This window comes from uncultured Nostoc sp. (genome assembly GCF_964245445.1).
In the GTDB taxonomy this organism is placed as follows: Bacteria; Cyanobacteriota; Cyanobacteriia; order Cyanobacteriales; family Nostocaceae; genus Nostoc.
This window is the reverse complement of the sequence record NZ_CAXTNE010000015.1, coordinates 38,622-54,913: the sequence shown is the minus strand read 5'-3', so window position 1 is coordinate 54,913 and position 16,292 is coordinate 38,622. Positions and strand designations below refer to the sequence as shown.

The following is a 16,292-nucleotide window of genomic DNA, read 5'->3' as shown; positions in this document are numbered from 1 at the left end:
GGATAAAAATAAATAACCAATGCCCAATGACTAATGACTAATGACTAATGACTAATGACTAATGACTAATGACTAATGACTAATTTATTATGAATAAAATTGCTTATCTTCAATGTCCGACAGGAATTTCTGGTGATATGTGCCTGGGTGCTTTGGTGAGTTTGGGTGTTCCTGTGGAGTATTTAATTGAAAAACTCAATGGGTTGGGTATTGAACAGGAATATCAGCTAAGGGCAGAATTTGTCCAACGTAATGGTCAGCAGGGGACTAAAGTTCATGTGGATTTAGTACACGATCGCCACCACCACCATCACCACGACCACGAACACAGTCATGATCACACACGCCACCTGCCAGAAATAGAGCGGATGATTCTCAAAGCGGGGTTGCCATCACGGGCAGAAGCTTGGAGTTTGGCGGTATTCCGACAGCTAGCAGTCGCAGAAGGGGCGGTGCATGGCATTTCTCCTGAAAAAGTTCATTTTCATGAGGTGGGTGCTGTAGATGCGATCGTAGATATTGTGGGTACTTGTCTGGGATTAGATTGGTTGGGGATTGAGAGCAATGACGAAGGATTGCCCCTACTTTATTGCTCGGCGTTCCCGACTGGTGGCGGCACTGTTCGGGCTGCACATGGTCAGATGGCAGTACCAGTACCAGCAGTATTAAAGCTGTGGGAAATGCGGGGTTGTCCAGTTTATAGCAATGGGATTGACAGAGAACTGGTGACACCAACAGGAGCTGCGATCGCTACTACTTTGGCAAGAGATTTTGGTTCACCACCTGCGATCGCTATCAAGCAGATAGGATTGGGAGCAGGAACCATAAATTTACCCATTCCCAATATTTTACGCCTTTGGGTGGGTGAAAGCGCAAGTTTACAGTCAAATTTCAGCGATTCTGAAGGTAGTAGCTCAAATTTAGAAACGATATCAGTACTAGAAACTCAAATTGATGATTTAAATCCGCAAGCGATCGGCTATGTGTTTGAGGCGTTGTTTGCTGCTGGTGCGCTAGATGTATTTACCCAAGCGATCGCAATGAAAAAGTCCCGTCCAGGGATTTTGCTGACTGTGATTTGTCATCTAGAAAATTTACTCAGTTGTGAAGCAGTTATATTCCGCGAAACTACAACTTTGGGTATTCGGCGAACAACTCAGCAACGCGCCATTTTACAACGGGAAATTCAACAAGTGGAAATTGAATATGGTCAAGTGCGCGTCAAGATAGCATGGAAAGGGCAATCACCAGAAAAAGTTATTGCAAATGTGCAGCCAGAATATGAAGATTGTGCAGACTTAGCCCGAAAACATAATATTCCTTGGCGCGAAATTCAACGGTTGGCACTACAGCGTTGGTATTTAGTCAATGGCTGATACAAATTCCTCGTTCCTCGTTCCCAGTCTCGTACTGGGAATGCCATCCTAAAGGTTCTGCCTCTGCTCACACATCAATAAACTCTACCGTGTTTCGCTTTTACAAGCGTGCCATTCGATTGTCATATTTTGGGCGATGGAAAACTTCCATTTTCCGACATTTTTAGAGATATGAATTTTTCTAGTTTAAGTAATGATGTTGTTCAAATAATTCGCACTAACTAGTCCAATTGGAGAATTGTCATACTCAAAATGATGAAACTCGATACTTACGTCTTAAAGAATAAGTTTATGTACAACAACGCTTCAGATTACTTTTAAATAAAACTGATAAGCTATGCACTACCCACTATTTAATAGTTATATTCAGGTACTGACACAATGTCTTTATCCATATCTTACTAAATTTTATATATTGCTAATTGTAAGCAACGTTATAGCGTTGAAATTTCTAAGCATAAGTCAATAATGCCCCCTATTCAACTGATCTACATTAACGTGTCTAAGCTTCAGTTTAGTTTTTTAGTAGGCTTAATCAGCGCCCTTAGCGCTTGTGTTAATCTACCAGCAGCAGCTTTACCAGGGCAAGACGCTGAGACAGTAATGCGATGGTCAGATGATCATCAGTTGATTGCTTTCCTCATGCCTAGCATCAAGTTACAAGCGGGAGAACCCGATTTGTCTTCTACATCTAAGTGCCTTGGCAAGGAGTTAAGTTTTGCCGTTTGGGCACCTAATGGCTTGGTGATCCGAGAAATGATCGATTATCAGTCTAGTGATACGTCTTTCAATTTCGATCCAAACAATTCCGCCGGAATTAATCTGATTCAACAAGTGTACGATTCTGCGATCGCTCAAGATTTTGCTTCTTCCACCCTGATATATAAGAGAAACGATAACACTCCCAGACCCAGTTTTTACCGAGGTAAGCGCTACGGGTATATCACGCTACACTTTCTTGATCGCCGCCGCCAAAATATAACTCAGCAACGCGCTGTGTCACAGCTAACATTAGTGCCTCTAGGCCAACTAGAAAATGAAATTCAACTTGATAAAAAAATCTAGGGTTATTTCCTCAACCTCCATAGTGTGAACTATTTCAAGGTCACATGGCGGCTGATTGCAGTAGAATTGGTCCATTCTTGCTTCTGGGTTGCGGCTGAGTCTAATGCATAAGCTAACTTCACTCATTCCTAACTAAACAATGATGGCACGCATATACCCCGCTATCCTTGAACGGGGTTTCCTTACAAATACTGTTTATAGCAATAAACAAGCAAAATCATGAAACTTCTTAAATTAGTAAACATGTTCCTGTTAACAGGAGCATTTGTAAGCGCTCAGACTATTATCAGCATAACTTTTTCACAGCCTGCTGACTCACAGTCCACTAATCGCAGTAAAGCGATTGAAGTACCATTTAAAATTTGCAACTCATCCGAAACATGGGTGCGCCCTACTGAAGCAGAACAAATGAAGTTTCTACGGTCGTCTATGAGCGCAAGATATAATGATCTGACTAAGAACCCTGAGCTTTATGAAAGATGGTTGAGCTATAATATTTATTCGTTTACAACTTTTGGTGGTAGTTCGTTTTTTGATTATCATTATCTTGCAGGTTTATGGACACCCAGCGATAATCTTGTATGGCAATGTGATAAATCATCAAGGAATAAAATTAACACTGGAGAGATAGCTGAAGTCTGGGTTTTGCTATACAGAGCAATAAGTATTAAGTGGGTAGGCAATCACTATCTTATGGTAGTTAAGCCAACAAAGAAAGGTCGTCAATATATTCAATTATCTAGACGAGAGCATCAGGATTCACTTCCATTAAAAGTCGTTACTGAAGACGGTAGTGAGATAAAAGTGTTACCCTTATCACCCAACAAGCCGTATTATTAGGACTTAGGCATCGTACATAAGTACTATACGCAATTTAAGAGACCTCTTGCATAAATGCTTAAATTGTCATATTGAGCGGAGTGATACATTTAGCGAGATTCTTCTCTCCCCTGCGTTTTGCTCAGAATGACATACCTGATTTTGGGACTTTTGCAAGAGGTCTAAGTGTTTCAGCTATGTTTAGCATCTAGCGATGTCTACGATGGGCTACGCCTACGCAAATAAGCGAATAAATAAGGGTTATGCGAAGCGCCCGAAACGAACAAATACCGTTAAACATATTATGGCTAATTTGTACAATGCGGAAGTCCTAGTTATATGATTACGGAGTCAAAAAATGCCATTTCAAAGCACAGATGGACAAAGAAAGGGAGCGCTTATATCCGACTATATGACCAAGCATTGTTACCTTGGCAGACTACTAATGGTTGCCTGTAATTTTTCTTTTTGGGTCTGGAGTTTTAGAGTCATAGTTAGAAGGCATTTAATTATTTAGAATTTTTATCAAATATTGTGTCAATGTAAACGCATCTACACCCAATTCACTACGCTCTTGGGCTGCTAAAATACCCGCTTGTGAATGCCACCAAGCGGCAGTTGCCACAATATCTTCTGTGGGAATCTGTTTAGTTGCTGCTTGCGCCAATAATCCACCCAGTAGCCCAGTTAACACGTCGCCGCTACCGCCACGTGCTAAGGCGGGTGTACTTTCAGAAACAATCCAAACAGCACCTTCAGGGTTTGCGATCGCAGTTCTCGCCCCTTTCAACAACACTATCGCCTCACTTTGCACGGCTGCTTCTCTTACTGCTTGTACCCTGTCATGTTTGGCATTGGGGACATCAGGAAACAATCGCTCAAATTCGCCAGTGTGGGGTGTGAGTACGGTTACAGCAAGACGTTTTTTTAATGTGGCGATCGCTCCCATTTGTGCCAAGATATTTAAACCATCGGCATCAAGAAGTAAAGGGCGATCGCTGTTGATCGCTTCTTGGACAATGGGAGTGGCATCTCGTGTTAAACCGGGGCCACAAGCGATCGCATTAAAGGAACTCAGATCAGTTTTTTCTGGCAATTGTAATTGAGCAATGGCTCCAGTTTCCGTCTCTGGACAACCGACAATTAGCGCTTCTGGCAAATGTGACACCAAAAGAGATTTCAGCGATTCGGGTACAGCAATGGAAAGCATACCTACACCACTAGCCCTAGCACCCAAACCAGTTAAAATTGCCCCGCCTGCATAGCGCCGCGAACCGCAAATCAGTAGTAAATGTCCTTCTTTATATTTATGGGTGACTGGTGGACGGGGTAGAGGTAAATTAGCAAGTGCCGTTGCTAGTGTAATACGTTTAATGCTGGGTGCATCTTTTAGAACAGCTTCCACATCAGTTAAAGGAATATCGAAATCGATTAACTCAGCTTTGCCGAGATATTCCAGCGCCTGATCTTGGAAGAAAGCTAGCTTCCATAAACCCAAGCAGAAAGTGTGAGTAGCACGAATGGCAGTTCCTAATACTTCGCCTGTGTCGGTGTGTAAACCTGAAGGTAAATCGATGCTATAAATCGGCACAGGCAATTCATTTAGCTGATTAATTGCAGAGGCAATGGGATCAGTGAGATTTTTTTCTAAACCATACCCAAACAAGCCATCAATCAACAAATCAGAATCTGGCAGTTGCTCAATTGTTTGATAAATTGGAATGCCTAAACTCTGAGCATACTGTAAGTGCTGCGAAGTTAATTCCTTAAGCTTAGAGAAAGGAGAATAAATCCAAACCTCATAGCCGCGAAAGTGTAATTCACGGGCTACTACTAAAGCATCTCCGCCATTATGACCCGGGCCGACAAGAATTCCGACACGAGATCCCCTTGCCTGCGGCGACTTTCTTAAGAACACGGTGTTTGAAAGGATGTAGCCCCCTTTTTTAAGGGGGGTTGGGGGGATCTCTTGAATGCGACGGGCAATTAATCCCGCCACCTTTTCCATTAAAGCGACTACAGGCATTCCTACTGCAAAGATCCGATCTTCAATATCGCGCATCTGCACAGCAGTCACTACCACTTGCGAAATTTTTTCTTGTCTGTTCTGCATCAGTCCTAAGTCCTGTTAGCGGATAGCTATGGTTTAGCTAGTGCTGAGTTATGAGTTTCAGTACCCTGAAACTTTAGCAGATTTAAAAACCCTTTATAACGCTAATAAATTGAGGTTATTTATGCCTTATGGCCTATGTCAATATGTGTAGTGAACATTTCTGAGAAAACTTGGTACAGTTTGCACGAGTTAGCAAATATGTTGTCACAAGTCGGCAAATATGTTGTCATAAAAGTACCTTTACGTGGTTAGTTATCATTTGCGAATATCAAGATTATCAACTTTCAAGAAACTTTGGTAACAATCATGAAAAAACTACTTTCTCTAATTTTGCTTGGACTTTTTCCTGTGGGTTTCGTGTTATCTCCACTGAAACCAGCAGCTGCTTATTGTGTATACAACGACTCAGATCAAGATATTACAGCGCTCCAACTACCAGTTAAACCAGACTCTTTTAAAAAGGTTATTGGACCAAAGAACAAGGAGTGTTGTAACTTTAGTGAGACTAGTTGTCTTACAACAGCAACTGATGGACCAGAGGGCTTGACAAAGTTTGCTGTGTATAAGGGCAACTTCAACACCTCTGCAATTACAGCACAGACTATTTTTGAAAAAATAGCTACAATTTTAGCGGGATCTATTCCTATCATAGGAGCTTCTGCTCAACCTGCTGCTGACGAAATATTCAAGGCACTTGATGAATACATTCCCGAAAGTGCTAAAATTAACACTGTAGTTACTTATAATGGCGGTGTTGTTGTGTACAAGGGAGGAGTAGATCTTTTTGGATGTTGGACTGGATCATGTATAGGACAGGACGTTAATGGTGACGGAACAAAGGGTGTTCCTAAGTAGTGATAGTGGATCATAGGAATGATTAAGTTCGTATAGCATCTTCGGTGATGACCAAAATAGCAGACAGCACTAATATGGTTGTCCAAGAGGATGTTTTAAAAGGCTCTTTTACTCTCATGGTGAACACGACAAAGCATCTCAGTACATGACTGAAACCTTGTTTTTCCGTTGTCATTGAGCTAAATTAAAACTAGAAAATTATACCTTCTAGGACTTTTAAAACAACCTTTTAGATTTTTAGAGAATGACAATGTAAGTTCCCAATTGGAGCTAAAGCACACAAGTAAAAACCCGCATTTAATAACTGTGGGTTTTTAATTTTTCTTATTTTATTCTAAATTACGGCAAATACATTGATGCGATAAATGTAGGTACGATGATAGAGCGATGGCTACGCCCGCTGTTAGCATTAGCGTTCGTGCAGCGTCTCGTAGAGAAGCGGTAGCGAGTCCTCTCCCAAGGGGAGACGCCAAAGGCGAACGAGCGTCAGCCTCTGCAAGAGTTGGCATCGCAGAACTTTTCGGTCTACTGAAGGTAATTAAGAGAATTGCTATACGTGTATTCATACATCTCATCGGCTGATATATCTGCTTAATGCTGACATAGCTGGAATCTTTGTGTTACAACTTGGCAGACAATTTAATCATGCGTTGGAGTGGGTGAATCAGATTTTGGGAATAATCCTCATAGTGTATGAAAGCATCGTTTTGGTTAGGCTTCACGCTATGAGAGCGCGATTTATAGGAAAAAAGCAGATTTTTGGCTGTTTATCTATTGGATTTTGCTGCATTTTGTGGATTTGTTTGGTATTAATTCCAGTTCACGCAACCTCTACAGGTTCTATTGATAATTTGCGCCAACAGCAGCAACAAATGAACCAGCAGCGTCAGAGTGTGGTTAACGATCGCAATCGCTTAACAAATCTCCAACAAGAAGCCCAAAAACACCTCACTGGTTTAAAGCAAAATCTGCAAACTACAGATAGCTACATTCAAGAGAGCGAATCACGATTACAACTCACCACCCAACGCCTCCAGCACTTGGAAACTGATTTAGCTGTGGCGGAACGTTCTTATGAGGAGCGGCAAATAGCAACAGTAGCACGATTGCGTTATCTCCAGCGATCGCCTGCATCTGTCGGATGGGCAGTTTTGCTCGAAAGTGAAAATATCAGCGACTTTTTCAGCCGTCGTCATCAGTTGAAGTTAGTGTATCAGGCAGACGAACAAATTTTGGTAAAACTGAACCAGCAAGCAAAGCTGATAAATAAACAAAAAACGGACGTAGAACAGCAAAAAAACGAAATTGCCTTGATTCGTGAGCAATTGTTAGCACAAAAATCCGATTATCAAAACCAGGCGGAGTCACAATCGGAATTGATTCAACGTCTTAATAGCGATCGCTTGGCTTTGGAAGCGGCACAAAACCAGTTAGAGAGGGAATCCAAAAATCTGGAAGTCTTGATTCAACAAAAGGTAGCAGAAGCTAGAGCAACAGAAGAAGCCCAAGCAAAAACCAACAGCCGGACAAGTGTGATCATTCGGGGAACTGGTGTAATGGCATATCCTAGCGATGCTGCTACTAGCAGTCCCTTCGGCTGGCGGATGCACCCAATCCTTGGCTATCGTCGCTTTCATGCCGGATTGGATTTTGCCGCTAGCTATGGTAGTAAAATTCGGGCAGCCGATTCGGGCAGAGTAATTTTTGCTGGGTGGTATGGTGGTTATGGCAGAGCAGTAATTATCGACCACGGCAATGGCCTTACTACACTGTACGGACATACCAGCGAGTTGTATGTTTCCGAAGGACAAGTAGTTGAACGCGGACAAGCGATCGCTGCTGTCGGTTCCACAGGTTTCTCAACTGGCCCTCACCTCCACTTTGAAGTCCGCCGGAATGGTACACCGGTAGACCCAGCTAATTATCTTTGAACTTATAAACCAAGTTTCTCTTGGCTGCAAATTTTATCACAGACATGCTATAATATGTAAGACTAAGGGCGCGTAGCTCAGTGGATAGAGCAACAGATTCCGGTTCTGTGGGTCGGGGGTTCAAATCCCTCCGCGCTCGTTACTTTTACAAGACTAACCATAAAATCAACAGATCATTTTCTCTCATGGGATAAACCCAATTTCTCCTATGAGAGAAAATGGCAACGGGTAGCTGGAATATAAAAAATTATTTAGACTTAGTAATATAATTTGGGATTATAAGTTATTGACAAATCCTGTCTATGATAATCCCTAATAACTTATTACAAAATAGGTTTTTAATATAATTTATACTAAACTTCAAATTGAGATTGGCGATACATCCAGGCAACTTAAATTTACGGTTGACAAGAAGGTGATGCGCTTTGATTATGTGGTTGCTAATCCGATGTGGAATCAGGATAACTACGGCGCAGATGCTTATGAAAAATAGAAGAGTTGAGGCAAGCGGATTATAATCTTAGCCCTTCGCAGTTTGTAGATGTTAGCAATAAAGTTGTGCATTGTGCGATCGCTCACGGATATTTTGACAGATTTGGCGGTAGCCAGACAAGAGAAGAAATGGGCGGGTAAAGATTTAGCTGAGGTGCTTGCTAATTTTAAATTTTAGATTTTGGTATTTATTTTTTCAGGAGGATAGGATTAATGACTCAAGCAATTGATAAGGAACAAACGATAATTGATGAATTTAAAAAGTTATCTCCTGAGAAGCAGCAGGAGGTATTAAATTTTATTGAATTTTTGCAGTTTAAGGAGATGCAACACCAGAAGACACTTGAGGATAAAGAGAAGGAAAAAAAAGTTTCATTTTTAGAAGCTGCCAAGGAGTATATTGGATGTGTTGATGGAGGGACTGGAGATTTGGCGACTAATAAAAAGCATATAGAAGGATACGGTAGGTAGTGAAGCAAAATATCATTATTGATACTGGTCCTCTAGTTGCTTTAATTAATAATCGGGAACAATATCATAGTTGGGCTACAAAAGAAGTTGCTAATCTAGCTTACCCTTTCTTGACTTGTGAAGCAGTAATTAGGGAAGCGTGTTTTATATTGCGAGATTTTTATAACGGAGAGGATACAGTTATGTCTTTACTAGATACTGGCTTAATTCAAATCTCTTTTCGTCTCAGTGATGAAATAGGAATGGTTAGAGAGTTGCTGAAGCGATATCAGAATGTGCCAATGTCGTTAGCTGATGCGTGTTTGGTAAGAATGAGTGAGTTAATTGTGGGGAGTTGTGTCTTGACGCTAGATAGTGATTTTCGGGTTTATCGGAAGAATAAGAATGAGATTATGGATTTGATTATTGCTGATGGGATATAAAAGGGGATAGGTATAAGTGAGATATAAGTACCTAAAATTACAGCCAATTACTTTTAAAACATCCTCTAAGCTTGACATTTTGCCTGTCTATGCTGTGTAACTTAAAAGTTCAAAAGGCGAAAGGCAAATATGGTTTTCCAGTACACTAACGCATTTGTCACCATAGCATCGGTTAATTACGAGAAGTTAGTGAATTTCTATACTAAATTGCTGGAGCAAAAGCCAGTTATTTTAATTGCGAATGTCTATGCTGAGTTTAATTTGGTTAGTATGCGTTTAGGTATTTTTAAACCAAAGAACACAAACGAATCGGAATTTGAAGCTATTGCCAAAAGTAAAATAAGTTTGTGCTTAGAGGTGAGTAACTTAGAAGATGCGATCGCTCACCTAACAGCTTTAGGCTATCCCCCGCCAGGAGAGATTTCCATTGCTTCTCACGGCAGAGAAATTTATGCCTATGATCCTGATGGCAATCGGATAATTTTACATCAAGCCCCAGTGAATGATAATTAATAAGTGATAATAATTTATTTGGTAATTGACTATGGCTATAACTCAAAACTATAGATTAAACCTGATTCAATGGTATCCAGGTCACATTGCGAAAGCTGAAAGGAAGCTCAAAGAACAGCTGAAGCGCGTAGATGTGGTGTTTGAGGTACGAGACGCACGGATTCCCTTAGCGACTCACCATCCGCAAATAGGTGAGTGGGTGGAGGGTAAGACACGGGTGTTAATACTTAACCGAGTAGATATGATTACGCCGCAAATGCGATCGCTGTGGATAGATTGGTTTAAACGTCAAGGAGAAGTCCCTTATTTTACCAACGCTCAACATGGTAAAGGTATAGCAGAAGTGGCGCGGGCAGCACAAGCTGCTGGAGTAGAACTTAATAAAAGAAGAAGTGATCGCGGCATGTTACCCCGTCCAGTGCGGGCTGTGGTGATTGGTTTTCCCAATGTCGGTAAATCAGCTTTGATTAACCGCTTGTTAGGACGGCGAGTAGTAGAAAGTGCAGCCCGTCCTGGGGTGACTCGCCAACTGCGCTGGGTGCGAATTTCAGAACATTTGGAATTGCTAGATGCTCCTGGTGTCATCCCTTTAAGATTGGAAGACCAAGATGCAGCATTGAAATTAGCCATTTGTGATGATATCGGTGAAGCATCTTACGATAACCAGCTAGTAGCAGCAGCCCTAGTGGATTTACTCAACTATTTGGAAGCTGTAGCCGCAGATTTATTACCAAAGAAACCATTACAGTCCCGTTACCAACTCGATTCGACATCAGACACCGGAGATACCTATTTGTACGCCTTGGCAGAGCATCGTTACAAAGGTGATATAGAGCGAGCTGCAAGGCAACTTTTAACGGATTTTCGCAAAGGTTTGTTAGGTGAAATGAGTTTAGAATTGCCTCCTGACTAGATTACAAGCATTTTCAGACTGTTTTTGAGTCGCAGATGAGTAGCACTCAAAAATCTGGGCACTCTGCTTTAGTGACATCTGGGTGGCAGTAGTATCTCAAAACTGTTTGGACGTTATCGCCAATCCAGTAGGCAAATTTTTCAGGCGATGCCTCAGAAGCGATCGCCCAAGTAGCAATAGATCACAAGTGGGAGCGAACCGAAAATGAATTTAAGGAAGTCAAGGTGAGTATAAAAGACCTTCAAGGCTTTCTGCAAAAGAGAGATAACTTCAAAATCAGGGAATAGCCACTGGGGATTCTTCTCAGACATCACCTTATGATGTTTCTAAGGAAATTCCTGGTAGAACAAATATCCGATGTTAGCGTTAAAACTCGTGAAGCCTTTTATAGATAGCAAGTTGGGAAATAGGGATAAATTAGGGGCACAGGGGCAGAGGAGAATAATTCGTAACCAATGCTTAATGCCCAATGCCCATTAATTATGATTAACTTTCCAGTTTGCTAAATCAGTTAAAGAGCGATCGCGGTAACGTCCATAACGCTCTTGCTTACTTTTGATTTTCGCACCCAGTTCAGGAAAAATCCCAAAGTTGGGCGGCATTGGTTGGAAATGCTTCGGCGAAGCGGAACTAATAAATTCCAATAACGCACCCATCATTGTTGTTGGTGGTAAAACTAAAGCTTCTTTACCCAAGGCTAGCCGCGCTGCATTAATTCCCGCCAAGCAGCCACCCGCAGCCGCAGCAGTGTAACCTTCAGTACCAATCAACTGTCCAGCAGCTAACAATGTTGGACGCTCTTTAAATTGCAGAGTCGGATGCATTAGCTGAGGAGCATTAATAAAAGTGTTGCGGTGCATAACTCCCAATCGCACAAACTCCGCCTTTTCCAAACTGGGAATTAGCTGAAATATACGCTTTTGCTCACCCCAACGCAGATTAGTTTGAAATCCTACCATATTCCACAGTTGACCGGCTTTATCTTCTTGTCGTAACTGCACCACAGCATAAGAACGTTCCCCTGTGCGAGTATCTGACAATCCTACTGGCTTTAGGGGGCCGTAGCGCATGGTATCTTCCCCACGCTGTGCTAGTTCTTCAATGGGTAAACAAGCTTCAAAAAATTTCGCCGTTTCCCGTTCAAAACCTTTAAGTTCTGTTTGTTCAGCTTTACAAAGTTCTTCTCGAAACCTCAAATACTGCTCTTTATTCATTGGGCAGTTGAGATAAGCGGCTTCACCTTTGTCATAACGTGATGCCATAAAAGCAATGTCACGGTTAATCGATTCTCCTACAATAATTGGACTAGCCGCATCAAAAAAGCTCAGGTATTCCATCCCGGTAAAACGGCGCAAATCCTCCGCCAAGTCGGGACTCGTTAAAGGCCCAGTTGCCAAAACCACAATTCCTTCAGGAATTGCAGACACTTCACCCCGGCGAAATTCAATTAAAGGATGGCTGGCTAAAGTTTGAGTCAAGTCTTGCCCAAATTGTCCCCTATCTACCGCTAGCGCCCCACCCGCAGGTACGGCGTGTTCATCAGCTTTAGAAATGACGATAGAACCCAGTTGGCGTAATTCTTCGTGCAATAATCCAGCTGCGCGATCGCTTGCCATTGCTCCAAAGGAATTACTACACACTAATTCTGCCAAATGTTCTGTATGATGAGCAGGGCTGAAGCGTTTTGGACGCATTTCATGCAGAATTACTGGCACTCCAGCTTGGGCTATTTGCCAAGCTGCTTCTGTCCCAGCTAGTCCACCTCCAATTACTTGTATCGGTTGTTGTTCCATAGTTAAATTTTTAATTCCTATATCATAAGTATCCATCAACATCACAGACGTAAAATTAAATAAAAAGTCATGCTTACTATATAATCAGCGTAAAACATGCTGGAGCAACAACACTAGATAATCTCTGCTATGCCTATATTTTCTATAACCTGCAAAAAAGAACTGATTTAGAGTCAACAATTATAAATTATCTGTATCAATTCCTTTTTCTTTGAGTTTAGCTAACAATTCTTGATAGCGAGCGCGCTCTTTTTCTAATTCTTGTAAAGCCGCTTCCTTTGCTTGACATTCCCGTTCTGAACGTTGGCGTTCTTGTTCCCGCAACTGGTCAATTTCTACGGGTGACAAAAACTTTTGTCCGGTGGGAGAAACAATTTCCAGAGTATCCGATGTTAGTGTAAAACGGATTCTCAAACGCGGACTTACCCAGCCATTCATCTCTTCGATAACTTCAAAACTATCCTCAGAACGGAGCAAGCCATTTAAATCGTTCTTAGCCGGATCATAAATATAATATTCTTCCACGCCGTAACGCTGGTAAAACTGCAATTTTTTGGTCATTTCTTTGAGTGTGTTACCTGGCGATAGAATTTCAAATACTACTTGTGGAGGTATATTATCTTCATCCCATTGTAAATAGGAACCCCGTTTTCCTTTTGCTCTACCAAAAACTACCATCGTATCCGGCGCTTGTTTAATATTCGGGCTTCCTTTAACTGGATACCAAAACAAATCTCCGGCGATAAATACATCAGATTGTGATGCAAATAGGATTTCTAAATTTTCTTTAATTTTGACAATCCATGCAAATTGTTCTGTATTATCCGCCATTGGCTGTCCGTCGCTTTCTGGGTAGATGACTTCGATGGTGGTTTCTGGTGTAACTTGTTGTACCATTGCTGCACCTCCAAGTATGGATTTTAGTAGTCATAGAAATTTTGACTCAACTCAGATTCTACTATTATGGAAATTTCCGATCGCGCACTTCCACAGCATAATCTTGCACAGCCTTGGTAATCGTCTCCCGCAAGTTTGTGTAAACTTTGGCGAATGGTGGATGCTTCTCGGTAAGTCCGAGGACATCAGAGGTAACTAAAACTTGTCCATCGCAGTGAGTTCCTGCACCGATACCAATTGTCGGAATACTCAGTTTTTGTGTAATCTGCATTGCCAAATCTGCGGGGATATGCTCTAAAACTAAAGAAAATACACCAGCTTGTTCCAGAGCGATCGCTTCAAGTAAAATCCTCTCACTCGCTTCTTGCGTTTTTCCTTGTTGTCGCAAACCGAGTTGATGTACTGATTGCGGTGTCAAACCGACATGACCCATTACCGGAATTCCAGCTTGAACCAAACGAGCGATAGTTTCTGCGATCGCTGGATAGCCACCTTCCAATTTTACCGCTTGAGCGCCTGTTTCCTTCAGTACCCGCCCAGCTGAATGCATTGCTTGCTGGAGACTTTCTTGATACGTCAAAAATGGTAAATCTACAACAACTAATGCGCGTTTAACCCCACGGCGCACAGATTTGGCGTGGTATATCATCTCATCCAAAGTTATCGGCAGTGTTGTTTCATACCCTAGAACTACTGCCATAGAGTCGCCCACAAGGATTAAGTCTACACCAGCTGCATCGATGAGTTGAGCGATCGCATAATCCCAGGCCGTCAACGCTACAATTGAACGTCCCTGTTGTTTCCATTGAATTAATTGCTGGGTAGTGATTGCCATTTTTTTAGTGCTGAGTGCTGAGTGCTGAGTGCTGAGTTAGGAGTGAAGAGCGAAGAGTTAGGAGTAAATAGTTTAGGGTTTAATTTAATTCATAACTTCTAATTCCTAACTCTTAACTCCTAACTTGTTACTTCACGGCGCGACTGAAAGCAATATGGGGTTTTGCACTGTCGGTTTTAGGCATTAACCAAGCTAGACCTTCACTAGTGCCGATCCATAATTTATTGGCGATGTCAGGTGCAAGGGCAAGAACCCGACTAGAAGGAAGTCCAGCAACTTCTGCATCTAACACAGCTCCTGTATTTGGATTTAATCGTAACAAACCATTGTTAGTCCCAACCCAGACACTACCATCTTTAGCAAAACGTACCGCCGTCACGTCACGCCCACGCAGGCGAGTTACAGACCGCACTACTGCACCAGTTTTTGGGTTAATAACTAGTAAATTATTTGGCATTCCTGCCCAAATTAATCCTTCTGGACTGATAGCTAAAGCTTGGACAGTCGTCCCTGGTAAATCGGCTATCCGTTTCATAATCGCAGCACTAGCAGTATTTATCCGCACCAATCCATCAAGAGTGCCAACCCACAGTTGACCTTCAGCATCTAAAGTCAGGGTGTTGGCGCTGACACCAGGCAGATTTTTTAATGTTGTCATAATCAAGCCTTGGTCGGGACTAATTAGGGCTAAACCGCTATCGGTTCCAGTCCACAAATAACCCCGTTTGTCAATTAACAATGACAATACCCGTTTAGAAGGCAAAAATAAATTCTGCGCGGTGATTTCGCTAGTACGGGGGTCTACTCGGAACAGTCCATCATAACTTCCTACCCACAAACGTCCTACTTTGTCTTGGGCTAAAGCACCAATGGCAACATTCGGTAAACTAACACGAGAAATAATCTTGCCGGTTTTAGGATCAATCCGCGCTAGTCCCCGCCAAGAACCTACCCAAAGATTGCCAGTAATATCTCCCAGTAAGTTACCGACACGATAATCAGTTTTTGGCAAATTTTCTTGCACTCCTCGCTCCTCGGGCAAAGGTTCTACTCGCGGTGGCGGTGCAGAAGATGGGTAAACAGGGGTTACATCAGATGAATTAATATCAGGGGTTTTTTGTGCCCATCCTATACTTGGCAAAGCTATCAACCCCAGCAAGATAGAAGTAGTCAATAAACTAGTACGCTTGCAAAACAATACCACGGTGACATTTCCTTTGGAGACAATACCCATACCCGTTACCTAAACTGGCTTTGGGTTAGTTCCAGTGTTCCCCTAGTCAGGATTTTTTAAACATTGGGGATTGGGGACTGGGAAATAGGGATTGGGGAATAGGAAATAAATATTTAGGAATACTTTCTCATTACCCAATACCCAATACCCAGTCCCCACACACTACTGATGACACCTTGTAAAGCATCTGTAACAAAATGTTAAATCTTTATGTAATAACAAAATTAAATATATAAGTTAAAAACTTTCAAAGAATAACTTATCGAATTCTTGATATATTGTGGAATAAGTTACAAATTACGTGGTGTGCAATTTTTTATCTTTACGCTCACGACTCTGCTAAATCTCTGTCAAGTAAATTCTTTTCTGGTATTTTTTCCATAAACGGAGAAGATATAAGGAGTGTAGAGGCGGGAATGTGTGCCAGCCAGCCCAATCCCCTGAATACCCCGATTTGTAGGGAAATTATCTAAATCAAGCCGCGAAAAGCGGAAGTTTTGGCGAAATTGAGAAGGTTTAGTTGGGTGCGAAAAAGAGGTAAAAAAGAATTTTGATTCGTAGGA

Annotated in this window: 17 protein-coding genes and 1 tRNA gene; 13 read left to right on the top strand and 5 right to left on the bottom strand. The window is 41.9% G+C overall.

The genetic code is table 11. From position 1 onward, the window contains the following. Window positions 1–89 precede the first annotated feature (89 nt). From larC to ACFE90_RS04605, 3 genes are all read left to right on the top strand, one after another. Window positions 90–1,376, top strand: a complete 1,287-nt coding sequence (larC, locus tag ACFE90_RS04615) for a nickel pincer cofactor biosynthesis protein LarC (RefSeq protein WP_375498158.1) — start codon at window positions 90–92, stop codon at window positions 1,374–1,376. A gap of 468 nt (window positions 1,377–1,844) precedes the next feature. After that, window positions 1,845–2,441: a hypothetical protein gene (locus tag ACFE90_RS04610; RefSeq protein ID WP_375498156.1), complete on the top strand. Its 597-nt coding sequence runs from the start codon at window positions 1,845–1,847 to the stop codon at window positions 2,439–2,441. 219 nt (window positions 2,442–2,660) lie between these two features. Further along, window positions 2,661–3,281 carry a hypothetical protein gene (locus tag ACFE90_RS04605; protein ID WP_375498154.1) on the top strand — a complete coding sequence of 207 codons (621 nt, stop codon included), beginning with the start codon at window positions 2,661–2,663 and terminating at the stop codon, window positions 3,279–3,281. Window positions 3,282–3,765: 484 nt separating this feature from the next. Here the strand turns inward: ACFE90_RS04605 and ACFE90_RS04600 are convergent, their stop codons facing one another. Beyond that, window positions 3,766–5,373, bottom strand: a complete 1,608-nt coding sequence (locus ACFE90_RS04600; protein ID WP_375498153.1) for an NAD(P)H-hydrate dehydratase — start codon at window positions 5,371–5,373, stop codon at window positions 3,766–3,768. 306 nt (window positions 5,374–5,679) lie between these two features. Between ACFE90_RS04600 and ACFE90_RS04595 the strand changes: the two genes are divergently transcribed. The 10 genes from ACFE90_RS04595 to ylqF all read left to right on the top strand — a co-directional run bounded on the left by ACFE90_RS04595 (window position 5,680) and on the right by ylqF (window position 10,970). Then, window positions 5,680–6,228, top strand: coding sequence for a hypothetical protein (locus ACFE90_RS04595; RefSeq protein ID WP_375498151.1), 549 nt, complete (start codon window positions 5,680–5,682; stop codon window positions 6,226–6,228). Between the two features lie 387 nt (window positions 6,229–6,615). Beyond that, a complete protein-coding gene (locus ACFE90_RS04590) occupies window positions 6,616–6,810 on the top strand; it encodes a hypothetical protein (protein ID WP_375498149.1) in 195 nt (64 codons plus the stop codon). Window positions 6,811–6,953: 143 nt separating this feature from the next. After that, window positions 6,954–8,159, top strand: a complete 1,206-nt coding sequence (locus tag ACFE90_RS04585; RefSeq protein ID WP_375498165.1) for a murein hydrolase activator EnvC family protein — start codon at window positions 6,954–6,956, stop codon at window positions 8,157–8,159. A gap of 66 nt (window positions 8,160–8,225) precedes the next feature. Then, window positions 8,226–8,298: transfer RNA gene (locus tag ACFE90_RS04580), tRNA-Arg, on the top strand. Window positions 8,299–8,502: 204 nt separating this feature from the next. After that, the gene (locus ACFE90_RS04575; protein WP_375498163.1) at window positions 8,503–8,652 is read left to right on the top strand and encodes an N-6 DNA methylase; all 150 of its coding nucleotides are present in this window, start codon (window positions 8,503–8,505) and stop codon (window positions 8,650–8,652) included. A 48-nt stretch (window positions 8,653–8,700) separates the two neighbouring features. Then, the gene (locus ACFE90_RS04570) at window positions 8,701–8,829 is read left to right on the top strand and encodes a hypothetical protein (protein WP_375498147.1); all 129 of its coding nucleotides are present in this window, start codon (window positions 8,701–8,703) and stop codon (window positions 8,827–8,829) included. Window positions 8,830–8,864: 35 nt separating this feature from the next. Then, window positions 8,865–9,122, top strand: a complete 258-nt coding sequence (locus tag ACFE90_RS04565; RefSeq protein WP_375498145.1) for a DUF2281 domain-containing protein — start codon at window positions 8,865–8,867, stop codon at window positions 9,120–9,122. Continuing rightward, window positions 9,122–9,544, top strand: a complete 423-nt coding sequence (locus ACFE90_RS04560) for a type II toxin-antitoxin system VapC family toxin (protein WP_375498143.1) — start codon at window positions 9,122–9,124, stop codon at window positions 9,542–9,544. Before ACFE90_RS04565 ends, ACFE90_RS04560 begins: the two co-directional genes overlap by 1 nt. A 129-nt stretch (window positions 9,545–9,673) precedes the next feature. Further along, window positions 9,674–10,057: a VOC family protein gene (locus ACFE90_RS04555; RefSeq protein ID WP_375498141.1), complete on the top strand. Its 384-nt coding sequence runs from the start codon at window positions 9,674–9,676 to the stop codon at window positions 10,055–10,057. A gap of 31 nt (window positions 10,058–10,088) precedes the next feature. After that, window positions 10,089–10,970: a ribosome biogenesis GTPase YlqF gene (gene ylqF / locus ACFE90_RS04550; RefSeq protein ID WP_375498139.1), complete on the top strand. Its 882-nt coding sequence runs from the start codon at window positions 10,089–10,091 to the stop codon at window positions 10,968–10,970. Window positions 10,971–11,446: 476 nt separating this feature from the next. Here ylqF and trmFO read toward each other — a convergent pair whose 3' ends face one another. The 4 genes from trmFO to ACFE90_RS04530 form a co-directional block, all read right to left on the bottom strand. Continuing rightward, window positions 11,447–12,763, bottom strand: coding sequence for an FADH(2)-oxidizing methylenetetrahydrofolate--tRNA-(uracil(54)-C(5))-methyltransferase TrmFO (gene trmFO, locus ACFE90_RS04545; protein ID WP_375498137.1), 1,317 nt, complete (start codon window positions 12,761–12,763; stop codon window positions 11,447–11,449). A gap of 180 nt (window positions 12,764–12,943) precedes the next feature. After that, entirely contained in the window at window positions 12,944–13,660 is a 717-nt protein-coding gene (locus ACFE90_RS04540; protein ID WP_375498135.1) for a Uma2 family endonuclease, read from the bottom strand. A 64-nt stretch (window positions 13,661–13,724) separates the two neighbouring features. Further along, complete coding sequence (gene panB, locus ACFE90_RS04535; RefSeq protein ID WP_229497845.1) at window positions 13,725–14,495, bottom strand: 3-methyl-2-oxobutanoate hydroxymethyltransferase; 771 nt, start codon at window positions 14,493–14,495, stop codon at window positions 13,725–13,727. A 127-nt stretch (window positions 14,496–14,622) separates the two neighbouring features. Beyond that, window positions 14,623–15,729 carry a two-component regulator propeller domain-containing protein gene (locus ACFE90_RS04530; RefSeq protein WP_375498133.1) on the bottom strand — a complete coding sequence of 369 codons (1,107 nt, stop codon included), beginning with the start codon at window positions 15,727–15,729 and terminating at the stop codon, window positions 14,623–14,625. Window positions 15,730–16,292 lie beyond the last annotated feature (563 nt).